The 12,975-nt window shown below is 61.9% G+C and carries 11 protein-coding genes and 1 tRNA gene; 6 read left to right on the top strand and 6 right to left on the bottom strand.

The features are described 5' to 3' along the window. Positions 1–42: 42 nt before the first annotated feature. The 3 genes from ACWF8S_RS00780 to ACWF8S_RS00770 form a co-directional block, all read right to left on the bottom strand. A tRNA-Tyr gene (locus ACWF8S_RS00780) sits at positions 43–126 on the bottom strand. A gap of 119 nt (positions 127–245) precedes the next feature. Then, positions 246–1,085 carry a type III pantothenate kinase gene (locus ACWF8S_RS00775; protein WP_447554933.1) on the bottom strand — a complete coding sequence of 280 codons (840 nt, stop codon included), beginning with the start codon at positions 1,083–1,085 and terminating at the stop codon, positions 246–248. Then, positions 1,082–2,065, bottom strand: a complete 984-nt coding sequence (locus tag ACWF8S_RS00770; RefSeq protein ID WP_447554932.1) for a biotin--[acetyl-CoA-carboxylase] ligase — start codon at positions 2,063–2,065, stop codon at positions 1,082–1,084. The genes ACWF8S_RS00775 and ACWF8S_RS00770 overlap by 4 nt, the downstream gene beginning before the upstream one ends. Positions 2,066–2,228: 163 nt before the next feature. Between ACWF8S_RS00770 and typA the strand changes: the two genes are divergently transcribed. The 6 genes from typA (at position 2,229) to ACWF8S_RS00740 (ending at position 9,775) form a co-directional block, all read left to right on the top strand. Beyond that, positions 2,229–4,055, top strand: a complete 1,827-nt coding sequence (gene typA / locus ACWF8S_RS00765) for a translational GTPase TypA (protein ID WP_447554931.1) — start codon at positions 2,229–2,231, stop codon at positions 4,053–4,055. 280 nt (positions 4,056–4,335) lie between these two features. Continuing rightward, on the top strand, positions 4,336–5,775 hold the full coding sequence (locus ACWF8S_RS00760; RefSeq protein ID WP_447554930.1) for a sodium-dependent transporter: 1,440 nt from the start codon (positions 4,336–4,338) through the stop codon (positions 5,773–5,775). Positions 5,776–5,876: 101 nt separating this feature from the next. Then, entirely contained in the window at positions 5,877–6,647 is a 771-nt protein-coding gene (locus ACWF8S_RS00755) for an ABC transporter ATP-binding protein (RefSeq protein WP_447554929.1), read from the top strand. Between the two features lie 50 nt (positions 6,648–6,697). Beyond that, positions 6,698–7,444 carry an ABC transporter ATP-binding protein gene (locus ACWF8S_RS00750; RefSeq protein ID WP_447554928.1) on the top strand — a complete coding sequence of 249 codons (747 nt, stop codon included), beginning with the start codon at positions 6,698–6,700 and terminating at the stop codon, positions 7,442–7,444. Positions 7,445–7,460: 16 nt separating this feature from the next. After that, positions 7,461–8,465 carry a branched-chain amino acid ABC transporter permease gene (locus ACWF8S_RS00745; protein WP_447554927.1) on the top strand — a complete coding sequence of 335 codons (1,005 nt, stop codon included), beginning with the start codon at positions 7,461–7,463 and terminating at the stop codon, positions 8,463–8,465. Continuing rightward, a complete protein-coding gene (locus ACWF8S_RS00740) occupies positions 8,465–9,775 on the top strand; it encodes a branched-chain amino acid ABC transporter permease (RefSeq protein ID WP_447554926.1) in 1,311 nt (436 codons plus the stop codon). The genes ACWF8S_RS00745 and ACWF8S_RS00740 overlap by 1 nt, the downstream gene beginning before the upstream one ends. Before the next feature lie 98 nt (positions 9,776–9,873). Here ACWF8S_RS00740 and ACWF8S_RS00735 read toward each other — a convergent pair whose 3' ends face one another. The 3 genes from ACWF8S_RS00735 to ACWF8S_RS00725 form a co-directional block, all read right to left on the bottom strand. Further along, positions 9,874–11,082: an ABC transporter substrate-binding protein gene (locus ACWF8S_RS00735; protein ID WP_447554925.1), complete on the bottom strand. Its 1,209-nt coding sequence runs from the start codon at positions 11,080–11,082 to the stop codon at positions 9,874–9,876. A 115-nt stretch (positions 11,083–11,197) separates the two neighbouring features. Beyond that, complete coding sequence (locus tag ACWF8S_RS00730) at positions 11,198–12,739, bottom strand: phospholipase D family protein (RefSeq protein WP_447554924.1); 1,542 nt, start codon at positions 12,737–12,739, stop codon at positions 11,198–11,200. Next, entirely contained in the window at positions 12,732–12,968 is a 237-nt protein-coding gene (locus tag ACWF8S_RS00725) for a hypothetical protein (RefSeq protein ID WP_447554923.1), read from the bottom strand. Before ACWF8S_RS00725 ends, ACWF8S_RS00730 begins: the two co-directional genes overlap by 8 nt. Between the last annotated feature and the right edge of the window lie 7 nt (positions 12,969–12,975).

The raw sequence follows: 12,975 nt of genomic DNA, 5'->3' as shown, positions 1-12,975 counted from the left end.
GGCTTTTAACCCCAAGCAACTCACAAGCTGTTGCCGTAAAACTGGTGGAGAGAGAAGGATTCGAACCTTCGAAGCTTTCGCGGCAGATTTACAGTCTGCTCCCTTTGGCCACTCGGGAATCTCTCCATCTTCGGCGGCACATTATGCCAGCCTCCAAAACAGTGTCAAGCCAGATATTTACTTAATTTATCGTGGCTTGCAACGCCTGAGCGCCTATCGACCGCCTTGGAACGCGCTGCATTCTGTCAAAGCAGCATCGAGAATGCAAGCGCTGCGCGAATTTTTTCTAGTGACACGGGTTCAGGCACCCGGGGGGCACCGGCCATCTTGCCCGCCCGCTCGGCGAAGGTGAGCGGAAAACTTGCCTCCAGCCCGCCGTAGACCATATCCGGCCATACCGCGTGAGGTACCCGTACCCCGCGCGAGACGACGCGGGCGTCGCCGCCGGTCAACAGCATGGGTAGCGCGGTTCCCTGCTGGTCGCACACTTCGCTGTACACCCGGTTGATCGCACTCACCGCTGCCATGTAGATGCCGTGATTGACCGCATCCACCGTGCGTCGGCCAGGCTCCAGGAGCGCATCGGCTTCGCTGTCCGGGTCGATGGCCACGTTGCGAGTGCCCAGCTGCAGGCTCTCTTTCATCAAACGAAGTCCGGGGATGATGAAGCCGCCCAAGTGCGCGCCGCCAGGCAGCACGAAGTCGATGGTAATGGCACTGCCGCAGTCCACCGCACAGCACCCGCCGGCCAACTGGTAGCCGGCCAGAGCCCCCATCCAGCGATCCACCCCCAGCCTTCCCGGCTCTTCGTAGCCGTTCACCACGCCCAGAGCTTCCGGCAGCGACTCGGCGACAAAGACATGGCGCACCTTCCGGCGCAGCAGCGTGACCGTATCATCCAGCACCGCCGCGCGGGCCACACTCGAAATACGCACCGCCTCGACCACGTCAAGGTCGGGGATGTCCGCGCCGGGACGCCACTCTTCCCGAGTCCATACCGCACCGCGAGAGCGTATTTCGCTGCTGGCCGCATCTTTCAAGCGCCATTTGGAGAGCGTGTTGCCAATATCTAGATCCAGAATCATAAGCGCCTGCGTACGCTGATCTCACCACCGGACAAACGCCGTGCCTGGCCGTCTTCGGTCACCCAAAGGTTCCCGCTGTCGTCGACGTCGCCGGCGATAGCGGCACTCTCCCGCGCGCCCTGAATGACGCGAACGTCCTGATCTGCATAGGCGTGGCGCGCGTTCCATTCATCGCGCCATGCCTTGAAACCGCTCTCCTCGAAATCGGCCAGCATCGCCAAAAGCCCCGCGATCACCTCGGCGGCCAGCTGATTGCGCGAAATGCCAGGGTTTGCATCGAGCAGGGCAGCCACCGGCTGGTCGATCCTCTCACGAAGACTGTCGGGCAGCGACACGTTCATGCCTATACCGATCACCGCCTCGCAGGGGCCGGCGGCGTCCCCTGTCACTTCGATCAGGATACCCGCCAGCTTGCCAAGCTCGGCTCCCTGCGTGGCCAGCAGAATATCGTTGGGCCACTTGAGCCTGGGCGCCAGACCGTAGCGTTCGAGCACCTGCGAGACCACGACGCCGACAGCGAGGCTCAAGCCTTCAAGCGAGGCGACCCCGGCGTCGAAGCGCCAGCCAAGCGACAAAAGCAGGCCCTGCCCCCAGGGCATGCTCCATACTCGGCCTCTTCGGCCGCGTCCGGCGGTTTGCAGCTCGACCAGGCACACCTCACCATGGCCCGCGCCCTGGTCAAAGCGGGCACGCAGGTATTCGTTGCTTGAAGGGAGCTGGTCCTCGACAAACAACCGCGCCAACAGGTGGCGCGCCTCGGCGGGCAGTTTCGCTACCACGCTTTGCCCGCTCAACGGCTCGAGCGCGCGCGCCAGCCGGTAGCCGCGCCCTTTCACCGCGATGAGCTCGACGCCCATGGCCTCGAGTTTCTTGAGCTGTTTCCATACCGCGGCGCGGGAAACGCCCAGCGCCTCGCCGAGCGCCTCGCCGGAATGGACCTTGCCATCGCTTAACAAACGCATCAGGTTACCGATGGTCATGTCCTTGCCCCAGTTGGGAAAACGCCTATCTTAACGGATGCGGGATAGCAGCGAAAACTGCCGCCTTCGGGTTATTGACTTGCTTCTTTATTTAAGACAGCGCTGGTAGTAGGGGGTACCCAGACCCTATAATGCCGCCCTATTTTTCCAGCAGGATCGCGTCGTGATCGAGAATCTTCGTAACATTGCCATTATTGCCCACGTTGACCATGGTAAAACCACCTTGGTCGACAAGCTGTTGAGTCAATCCGGTACGCTTGACCGCAAGGCCGAAGGCCAAGAGCGTATCATGGATTCAAACGACCAGGAGAAGGAGCGCGGCATCACCATCCTGGCCAAGAACACGGCCATCCAATGGCAAGATGGCAATGGTACGGGTTACCACATCAACATCGTGGACACCCCCGGACACGCCGACTTCGGTGGCGAAGTCGAGCGCGTCATGTCGATGGTGGACTCGGTGCTGCTGCTGGTCGACGCCGTCGACGGCCCGATGCCGCAGACCCGCTTCGTGACCCAGAAAGCCTTCTCCCAGGGCTTGAAGCCGATCGTCGTGGTCAACAAGATCGACCGCCCCGGCGCGCGCCCTGACTGGGTGATCGATCAGATTTTCGATCTGTTCGACAACCTGGGCGCCACCGACGAGCAGCTCGATTTCCCGATCATCTACTGCTCGGCGCTCAACGGCATTGCCGGCATGGACCCGGAAAACCTGTCCGAGAACATGGACCCGATGTTCCAGGCCATCGTGGACATCGTCGAGCCGCCGAAGGTCGAAGTCGACGGCCCCTTCCAGATGCAGATTTCCGCACTGGATTACAACAGCTACGTGGGCGTCATCGGTCTTGGTCGCATCAAGCGCGGCAGCGTCAAGCCGGGCCAGCAGATCAGCGTCATCACCAAGGAAGGCGCTACCCGCAAGGGCAAGGTTGGCCAGGTCATGACCCACATGGGCCTTGAGCGCGTACAGACCACCGAGGCCACCGCCGGCGATATCGTCTGCATTACCGGTATCGAGGATCTGGCGATCTCCGATACGCTGTGCGACAACAATGCCGTGGAAGCGCTGCCGCCGCTGTCCGTTGACGAACCGACCGTCTCCATGACCTTCCAGGTCAACGACTCGCCGTTTGCGGGCAAGGACGGCAAGTACGTCACCAGCCGGAACATCAAGGATCGCCTGGACCAGGAACTGATTCACAACGTGGCGCTGCGCGTCGAGCAGGGCGAGACACCTGAGAAATTCAAGGTTTCCGGGCGCGGCGAGCTGCACCTGTCGGTATTGATCGAGACCATGCGTCGTGAAGGCTTCGAGCTTGCCGTCGGCCGCCCGGAAGTCATCATCAAGGAGATCGACGGCGAGAAGCAGGAGCCCTACGAAGAGGTCATCATCGACTGTGAAGAGCAGCATCAGGGCTCGATCATGGAAGAACTCGGCTATCGCAAGGGCGAAATGACCAACATGAACCCGGATGGCAAGGGCCGTGTTCGCCTGGACTTCATCATTCCGGCACGTGGCCTGATCGGCTTTCGTGGTCAGTTCTTGACCCTGACCTCCGGCACCGGCATCCTCACCAGCCGTTTTGACCACTACGGTCCGCTCAAGCCCGACGCCTCAATCGAGCGTCGCAACGGCGTGCTGGTGTCCATGGTCGGCGGCAAGGCACTGGCCTATGCGCTGTACGCCCTGCAGGAGCGCGGCAAGCTGATCATCGACCATGCCACGGAAGTGTACGAAGGCATGCTGATCGGTATCAACAACCGCGCCAACGACATGGTGGTCAACCCGACCAAGGGCAAGAAGCTCGATAACATGCGCTCGACGGGTAACGACGAGAACATCGTGCTGACGCCGCCGATCAAGTTCACCCTGGAACAGGCGATCGAATTCCTGGATTCCGATGAGCTGGTGGAAGTGACCCCGAGCCACATTCGCCTGCGCAAGAAGCACCTGACCGAAAACGAGCGTAAGCGCGCCGGCAAGAAATAAGCCAGCCGCTGACGACGAAAGCCCGCCATCGAGCGGGCTTTTTTGTCATCTTGCGTCACGCGCCCTTTCTTTCTCGCCCACGGCGAACGGTCAAGACGCCAACGATGGGCGCAAAACACTCAAGTTAACGCAACCTAAACGCAAGCGCGCTGGAAAGCGCGGGCGTTCTATCGCACAGTAGTCACTCCATGCGGCCCCTCGGGCCGCGGCTACACTACAATTCATACAGGTGTTTGGATACTTACCCGGTTCACGCACCCCTATACGGACACTCCTTCACATGAGCGGTCAAAACGTCTGGACGCACAAGGGCACATTCTTGCTGGCAGCCGTGGGCTCTGCCGTTGGCCTGGGTAACCTCTGGCGCTTTCCCTACCTTACCGGTGAAAACGGAGGCGGCGCCTTCATTCTGGTGTACGCACTCACCATCTTTGCAGTAGGCATTCCCATCCTGATCGCGGAAACCATGCTGGGGCGAACCAGCCGCCAAAGCCCGATCATGGGCCTTCGCCACCTGACCAGAACCCACAAGACGTCTCGGGCGTGGGAGTCGATCGGCTGGCTGGGGGCGGCGTCCGCCTTCTTGATCCTGAGCTTCTACTCGGTGATCGCCGGTTGGGCGCTGCATTATACGTGGCTGATGTTCTCCGGCTCGCTGACAGGTGTCGATGCCGACACCATCGGCGCAGGCTTTGACGCCCTTCTCGCCTCCCCGGGCCTGATGACGGTCTACCATACGATCTTCATCGCCGCCTCGGCGCTGATCGTCGGGCTGGGCATCCACAAAGGCATCGAGTCCGGGCTTCGCATCATGATGCCGGCGCTGTTCGTCATCCTGTTCGTGGTACTGATCTATGGCGTGATCAACGGCGATGCAGGCGCGGCGGCGGCGTTTCTGTTCACCTTCAACATCAATGACCTGAGTCTTGAGGGCTGGCTGCAGGCCATGGGCCAATCCTTTTTCACCCTGAGCCTTGGCATGGGTGCGATCATGGCTTACGGCGCCTACATGCCCAGCGATATCTCGCTGACCCGTACCGCCATCGCCGTGGCCTTCGTGGATACCGCCGTTGCCATGGTGGCAGGGCTTGCCATTTTTTCGCTGGTGTTCGGTGCAGGGCTCGAGACCGCTCAAGGCCCGGGGTTGATGTTTGTCACCCTGCCCCTGGCGTTTTCCGAAATGCCCCTGGGGGCGCTGGTGGGCGGGGTGTTCTTCATCCTGGTGCTGGGCGCGGCGATCAGCTCGTCGATCTCGCTGATCGAGCCGGTGGCGGCATTCTGGGTAGAGCGCTTCGATCTGACCCGCCCCCAGGCGGTCATGCTGATGGTCACCGCCGCCTGGGCGATGGGCCTTTTGACCGTGGTGAGTTTCAATGCCTGGGAAGAGACGTCGATTTTCCACACCCTGTTCAATCGCAGCGCCTTCGATTTCATCGAGCTTCTCACCAATATCTTCATGCCGTTGGGCGGGCTGATGATTGCGCTGTTCGCCGGCTGGGCGCTGACCCAGCGCGAGGTCATGAAAGAACTCGGCACCAACACCACCTGGTTCAAGATCTGGCGCTTTCTGGTGCGCTTCGTCGCCCCGGCGGCGGTCTCGTTTGTATTCTTGCGCACTCTTCCACCGGTACAGGGATACTGGATTCCCACCCTTGGCGCGCTTCTGATCGTCAGTGCTTTCGCCATCGGCCAGCGGCTGCGCCACCCCCAGGTTTTATAGAACTTGTCTAATATAACTTGCCTGGTAGAACTTACATGACAGCACTTACATAACAAGCCCCACAACGCAGGCGGCCACCCCGCCTGCCCTGAGAGGACACCATGCAACCGCTTATCGAAGTACAAAACGTCAACAAAGCGTTCGGTGGGCTACACGTTATCAACGACTGCTCCATTACCGTCGAGAAAGGCTCGATTACCGGCATGATCGGCCCCAACGGGGCGGGTAAATCGACGCTTTTCAACCTGATTGCCGGCGCGCTCACCCCGGACAGCGGCCGTATCCTGCTCGACGGCGAGGACATCACCGGGCTCTCCGCCGATGCGCGCTTTCACAAGGGGCTTTTGCGCACCTTTCAGATCGCCCACGAATTCAGCCAGATGAGCGCGCTGGAAAACCTGATGATGGTGCCGCCGAACCAGGCCGGCGAGCGCCTGTTCGACACCTGGTTCAAGCCTTCGCTTGTCCGCCAGCAGGAGGCAGAGGTTCGTCGCCGGGCGCTGGAGGTCATCGAGTTCGTCGGTTTGCACCATGTGCGCAACGAGTTGGCGGGCAACCTTTCCGGCGGACAGAAAAAGCTTCTGGAGCTTGGACGCACCATGATGACCGACGCCAAGGTGGTGCTGCTCGACGAGATCGCCGCGGGGGTCAACCGCACCCTGCTGGGTGATCTGATGGGCAACATCGAGCGTCTGAACCGTGAGATGGGCTACACCTTTCTGGTCATCGAACACGATATGGACATGATCGCCAGGCTCTGTGACCCGGTCATCGTGCTGGCTCAGGGTAGTGTCATGGTGGAAGGCTCGATCGAAGAGATCCAGAACAACCCCGAGGTGATCGAAGCTTACTTCGGCACCGACGCTGCCTGATAGGCAAACGCTTCAACAACAACATACCTATCACTTACGAGACACCTTTTATGTCGATAGATGCGTCACTTGACCCTACGCCGCCCGGCGTTACGCCGCTACTGCGCGCGCGCGACGTGCACGGGGGCTACGGCAGCATGAATATCCTGAACGGGATCGAGATGACCCTTTACGCCGACGAAGTGGGCGTCATCGTCGGCCCCAACGGCGCCGGCAAGTCCACCATGCTGAAAGCGGTCTTCGGCCTCTTGAACGTCAACCAGGGCGAGATCCTGTTGAACGGCGAGCCCATCCAGAACCTGGCCCCCAACCAGCTGGTCAAGCGCGGCATGGGCTTCGTGCCTCAGGAGAAGAACGTCTTCCCGAGCCTGTCGGTAAAAGAGAACCTGGAAATGGGGGCCTACCTGAAGCCGCAGAACGTCAAGCGCATGCTCGAACAGGTGTATGAGTTCTTCCCCCCGCTCAGGGATAAACGCCGCCAGCCCGCCGGCGAGCTTTCCGGCGGCCAGCGTCAGATGGTGGCCATGGGCCGGGCGCTGATGGCCGAACCCTCGCTCTTGCTGCTCGATGAACCCACCGCGGGGCTTTCGCCGCTGTACATGAACGAGATTTTCGACCGGGTGAAAAAGATCAACGCCGCCGGCGTCGGCATCCTGATGGTGGAACAAAACGCCAAGCAGGCCCTGGCGATTGCCGACAAGGGGTTCGTGCTGGCCGCCGGTCAGAACCGTTTTACCGATACCGGAGCGGCTCTGCTGGCCGACCCGGATGTCGCCAGAAGCTTTTTGGGCGGCTAGCCCGGGGGAGAAACCTGTGAACGAACTGGTCTTTTTTATCAACAACGTGGTGATCGCCGGCAGTGTCACCGGCTCGATCTACGCGATCGGTGCGATTGGCGTGACGCTGATCTTCAGCATCATGCGCTTTGCCCACTTCGCCCACGCCGACATGATGACCTTCGGCGCCTTCATGGTGCTTTTGCTGACCACGGCGTTTCCCGCCGTGGGGGCCAGCATCGGCGTGCCCACCGCGCTCATCATGCTGCCTCTTTCGATGATACTGACCGCGCTTCTGGCCGTGGGCATCGACAAGGCGTTCTACAAGCCGCTGCGCGCCCATGGCGTGAAGCCCATCGTCATGGTGATCGGATCATTAGGCGTCACGCTGATGCTGCAGGGTCTGATTCGTCTGTTTGCCGGCACCAGCGGGCAAAGCCTTTACGTGGACGACCGCAAGGAGATCTTTCGTATCGCCCTGCCCTTCGAGGGTGCCCGGGCGCCGATCGTGATCACCGAGCCGCAGATCTATCTGTTCGTCATCACCGCCGTGGCGGTCGTGGCGCTGGCGGTGTTCCTGAACCGTTCGCGCCTGGGCAAGGCCATGCGCGCCATGTCGGACAACCCGGAGCTTGCCCAGGCCTCCGGCATCAACACCAATACCATCGTGGCGGTGACCTGGGTCATCGCCGGGGGGTTGGCGGCGATTGCCGGTACGCTTTTATCGCTGGATGTGACGTTCAAGCCGGACTTGAGCTTTTTCCTGCTGCTGCCGATCTTCGCCGCGGCGATCGTCGGCGGGGTGGGCCATCCCTATGGCGCGATTGCCGGCGGCTTCGTGGTGGGCTTTGCCGAGACGCTGGCGGTGTTCAACTGGAACGTGCTGCTGCGCCCTTTCCAGGACAGTCTGCCTGACTGGCTGGAACTTCCGTCGAACCTGGCGTTTGTGGGTACCGAGTACAAGATCGTGGTGCCGTTTTTCATCCTGGTGGCCATTCTGGTCTGGCGCCCCACGGGGCTCTTCAAGGGCAAGGTGATCTAATGAATAATCCAACCACTTCCTACACGCCCAAGGACACCACCGTCACGCGACGCTTTCCGGTGCGCGAGGTGGTGCTTTTCACCACACTGCTGGTGGCCGTACTGGGGGTTTACGCCACGATGGGCGCCGCCTACAGCACGCGGATGCTGGTCGAGGCGGCCTGTTACGCCATTCTGGCGCTGGGGCTGACCATCCAGTGGGGCTACGCCGGGCAGTTCAACGCAGGCGTCATGGGCTTTGTGGCACTCGGCGGCTTCTGCGCGATGCTCTTTAGCGTGCCGGTCAACGATGCGTTCTGGAGCACCGAGCTTCCCTGGGAGCTGGGCCGGGTGCTGCTTTACGGGCTGGCGGCGCTGCTGGTGGTCATCGGCGCCACCCGCCTTGACCGCTTTGGCGTACCCAAGCTCTTGCGCACGGTGATTGCCGTGGTGCTCGCCCTGGTCCTTTATCTCGTGATCATCAGCCTGTTGCGCGAGGTGACCAGCGACATTCAGAGCCGGGCGGGCTTTGTCGGCGGTTTTGGCCTGCCGCCCTGGGTGGGCTGGATTGTCGGCGGCGCGCTTGCCGGCGGGGTGGGCTACTTCATCGGCCATATCTGCCTGGGGCTTCGCAGCGACTACCTGGCGATCGCCACGCTCGGGATTGCCGAGATCATCAAGGCATTCTTGAAAAACTCCGACTGGCTGACCCGAGGCACGGCCACGGTTTCACCGCTGCCGTGGCCGACGCCGGGGCCGGCAGAGCTGGGTTTTACGCTCTCAAGGGCGGTATACCTGTCACTGACGGCGGTAATCATCGCGGCGATCTTCTTCTTCCTGCACCGCGCCTACCACGCCCCCTGGGGGCGGATGATCCGCGCCATCCGCGACAACGAAGTCTCCGCCGCCGCCATGGGCAAGGACATCAACAAGCGCCGTCTGGAGATCTTCGTGCTGGGCTGCATGTTGATGGGCCTGGGAGGCGGGGTGCTGGGCACGTTCAACAGCCTGTTCGACCCACAAGGGTATCTGCCGCTCAACCATACCTTCCTGGTACTGGTGATGGTGATTCTGGGCGGGCCGGGCAACAACCTGGGCACGATCTTCGGCGCCGTGGCGGTGTATATCATCTGGATCATGTCCGAGCCGCTGGCGCTTTTCATCATGCAGCTGGTGGTCAGCCTCGGTGAAGGGGCGGGGTGGGAGTTGCCCAGCAACATGGATAGCCGCGCGCTGCAGGCGCGGGTGCTGGTGATCGGCATGTTGATCACGGTCGTGCTGCGCTTCGCGCCCAAGGGGCTTCTGCCAGAACGCATCAAGACCCACGGCTGAGCACCCTTCTGACAGGAAAACGCCCCGGGCTCAGGCCCGGGGCGTTTTTTTTGGCAAGGCCTGAAAGGCTCGCCCGTGCCTTCTTTCTTACGTCATGCCTACAGGTCGAGCTGGCCCTTGGTGACAAAGCGGCCGTTCTCGACGGCCATTTCCACCACGACGCCGGGGACGTCGCCGTTTTCGTCAAATTCATGAGAGCCGGAGGCCCCTTCATAATTGATCTCGGTGCCGGCGGCGATCAGCTCCACGGCCTTTTCCCACTCGCCGGGCAGGATCACCTCGCCCGGGGCGCTCGAGACACTGCGCAGGGCATCCACCAGCCCTTCCCGCTCGGCGCTGCCGTTTTGCTCGATGGCCAGCGCCAGCAGGAACGCCGCGTCATAGGCCTGGGCGGCAAACACCGCGCTCGGATCGAAGCCTGCCTCAGCGGCGGCGCTTTCGAAGAGCTCGGTGCCGGGCAGGTCCGGGCTGCCCGGACGGGTGGCAATCATCCCGTCGAGCACGTCAGCACCGATCGCTTCGATCAGGCTGTCACCCACCATACCGTCGGCGCCCACGTACTGGGTGAACATGCCGCTCTCATAGGCCTGGCGCAGCACGGTCTGGCCGGAGGTATCGGCGTAGGCGAGTACCACCAGGGTATCGGCGCCGCCGGCGGAGAGCGAGCCCAGCTCCGAACGGTAGTCGGCGCGGTTATCTTCGTGAGCGAGGCTTTCGGCTATTTCGCCACCGCCCTCTTCAAAGGCGGTACTGAAGGCATTGGCCAGCCCCTGGCCGTAGTCGTTGTTGACGAACGTGACGGCCACGAAATCGAGGCCCTTGTCCAGCAGGAGCTTGGCGAGCATTTCACCCTGAAAGGCGTCCGAGGGGACGGTACGAAACACCAGGTCGTTATCGTCGATTTCGGTGACTGCCGGGGCCGTCGAGGCGGGAGAGACCATGACCACGCCGCCCGGGACCGCTGCATTATTGGCCGCGGCAATGGTGGCACCGGTGCACAGTGCACCGACAATGGCGGTGACCTGCTCGGAGTTCACCATGCGGTCGGCGGCGTTGGAGGCGGCGGAGGCGTCCGAGCAGGTCGTATCGCCGGAGGGCATCGCCAGCGTCTGGCCTCCCAGAATGCCGCCTTGCTCGTTCACCTGGGCGACGGCCAGCTGGGCGCCTTCGAAAATCGGCGGAGTCAGGCTTTCGATGCCGCCGGTAAAGCCGCCCAGAAAGCCGATTTTCACCTCGGCCTGCGCGTAGGCAGTCATGGCAAGAGAAGACGCCGCCACGGCGGTCACTAATGTGCGTTTATTGATCATCTTGTTGGTCGCTCCCAGTGTGAGAAAGGCGTTGGCTCGCGCCAGCGCTTTGTCTAATCTGAAACCGTCGCTGTGAAAACACAAGTGCCGCTTTTAACGCTACCCGACGATGACTTCAAAGCAGGTATTCCAGGCGTAGCGTATGGCCCGCCCAGGCGTTCAGCCGCCGCCACCAGTTACCCGCTTCCTCGGTCAGCACCGTCTCTTGCTCGTTGTGCTCGAAGTGCCAGCTCAGCGCGTCTTCCCCATCGAGCCTTACGCGGTAGCTGATCGCCGGCGCCTGGCCGATGCCGACCACGTCGTCAAACGCCTCCACCAGCCCCTCGCTTCGCGCCAGCACCCCCACTTCGCTGTTCCAGAGCACCGAGCGCGGGTCGGCATTGAATGAGCCGATGAACACCTGCTCGTCAAAACGCAATGCCTTGATGTGAAGCGCCGAGGCAGACGCCCCGGGAACACGCATTTCCTCGTCGATATCCTGGGCACTCTCCTCCTGCTCGGGGCGCAGCTCGAAAAGGCGAATACCGCCTTCGATCAGCGCCGAGCGCCATGGGGCGTAGGCGCCATGGACGATCGCTGCATCGGTAGACTCCAGCGAATTGGTGATCACATCGACCGCCACGCCCTGGTTGGCCAGATCGACCAGACGCTGGACGCCCGCTTCGGTAGGCACGAAGTAGGCCGAGATGAGCACCAGCCGCTCGCTCAGCTCGCTTCGCTCGACCAGATCGCCCAACAGGGTGGTCTGCCAGGCCGGCGCGCTGCCATCTGCAAGCTTGGCGGGCGTATCCCAAAGCGCCTGGCCCTCGCCCCAGTAAAGCGTCTCCCAGGGCGGGCTTGTGCGTGGTATCTGGCGAAGTTCGTTGAAGTATTCGGAGTCGGCGTGGGTATCGAGCCAGCCGTTCATTTCGCGCTGGAGTGCTTGCCATGCCTGGCCATCGGCTCGGTGAAAGCGCCCGATGGGCTCGGCAAGCGCGTGGTTCCAGTAGTCATCGAAGCTTTGCGAAAGCGCCGGTACTACCTCACCGATCGTCATCAGGTCCAGGTCGGCGAAGTTGCGCGTGTCGTTGGCATCGAAATACTCATCACCCAGATTGCGCCCGCCGGCAATCGCCACGCTGTTATCGGCAATCCAGAGCTTGTTGTGCATTCGCCGGTGCTGCTTGGCCGGATTGGTGAACGAGGCCAGTACCCGGGTGGTTAAATGGCCCCGCCCGTAGGCAACCGCGTTGAATACCCGTACCTCGATATTGGCATGGCTTGCCAGGGCCGCCAGCTGATCGCCCTGACCGATCGCGCCCATATCGTCAAGCAGAAGCCTTACCCGCACACCGCGTTCGGCGGCGGCCACCAGTTCGGCCAGCACCAGCCGGGTGGTCTGCCCGTCACCAAACAGATAGGTTTGAATATCCAGGGTGCGCTCGGCCTGGTGGATAAGCTCCACGCGCACCGAAAACGCCTTTCGCCCGTTGGCCAGAAGCGCAAAGCCATCAGGCTCGTCCTGACCCTCGATGGCCTGGGCCACCTGCGCCCCCAGCCAGGTATCGCGGGCCGTGTTTCGCTCAAGGGCGCGGCTCTCGTCGCGCTCCACTTCGTAGTTACAGCCGACCAGCAGCATGAGTGACAAAAGCGCCCAGACGCGCATCAGATTATGCATCCTCACGCTCGGTCAGACGCGCGTGTCGTGCTTTACGCTGGCGGTTATGCCGGTAGAGTCTGGCCAGCGCCAAGGACAGCGCCGCGATCAACATCGCAGCCAGCACCACGCCCTGCCAGAAGCGCGCGGTATCGCCAAGCACCGTCTCCAGGGTAATAATCAAGGCAAGGCCCAATGCCTGCGATCCAATAGCCAGTGCGCGCAGCACATCAAAGCCGGGCTGAGGCATAGACATC

The organism is Vreelandella xerophytica, assembly GCF_968048975.1.
This window is presented reverse-complemented; position numbering and strand designations above follow the sequence as displayed.

What these genes read in the sequence shown, in the direction of transcription:
- ACWF8S_RS00775 (WP_447554933.1), bottom strand. Translation starts at nt 1,085, where the DNA reads ATGATTCTGGATCTAGATATTGGCAACACGCTCTCCAAATGGCGCTTG.
- ACWF8S_RS00770 (WP_447554932.1), bottom strand. Translation starts at nt 2,065, where the DNA reads ATGACCATCGGTAACCTGATGCGTTTGTTAAGCGATGGCAAGGTCCAT.
- ACWF8S_RS00760 (WP_447554930.1), top strand. Translation starts at nt 4,336, where the DNA reads ATGAGCGGTCAAAACGTCTGGACGCACAAGGGCACATTCTTGCTGGCA.
- ACWF8S_RS00755 (WP_447554929.1), top strand. Translation starts at nt 5,877, where the DNA reads ATGCAACCGCTTATCGAAGTACAAAACGTCAACAAAGCGTTCGGTGGG.
- ACWF8S_RS00750 (WP_447554928.1), top strand. Translation starts at nt 6,698, where the DNA reads ATGTCGATAGATGCGTCACTTGACCCTACGCCGCCCGGCGTTACGCCG.
- ACWF8S_RS00740 (WP_447554926.1), top strand. Translation starts at nt 8,465, where the DNA reads ATGAATAATCCAACCACTTCCTACACGCCCAAGGACACCACCGTCACG.
- ACWF8S_RS00735 (WP_447554925.1), bottom strand. Translation starts at nt 11,082, where the DNA reads ATGATCAATAAACGCACATTAGTGACCGCCGTGGCGGCGTCTTCTCTT.
- ACWF8S_RS00730 (WP_447554924.1), bottom strand. Translation starts at nt 12,739, where the DNA reads ATGCATAATCTGATGCGCGTCTGGGCGCTTTTGTCACTCATGCTGCTG.
- ACWF8S_RS00725 (WP_447554923.1), bottom strand. Translation starts at nt 12,968, where the DNA reads ATGCCTCAGCCCGGCTTTGATGTGCTGCGCGCACTGGCTATTGGATCG.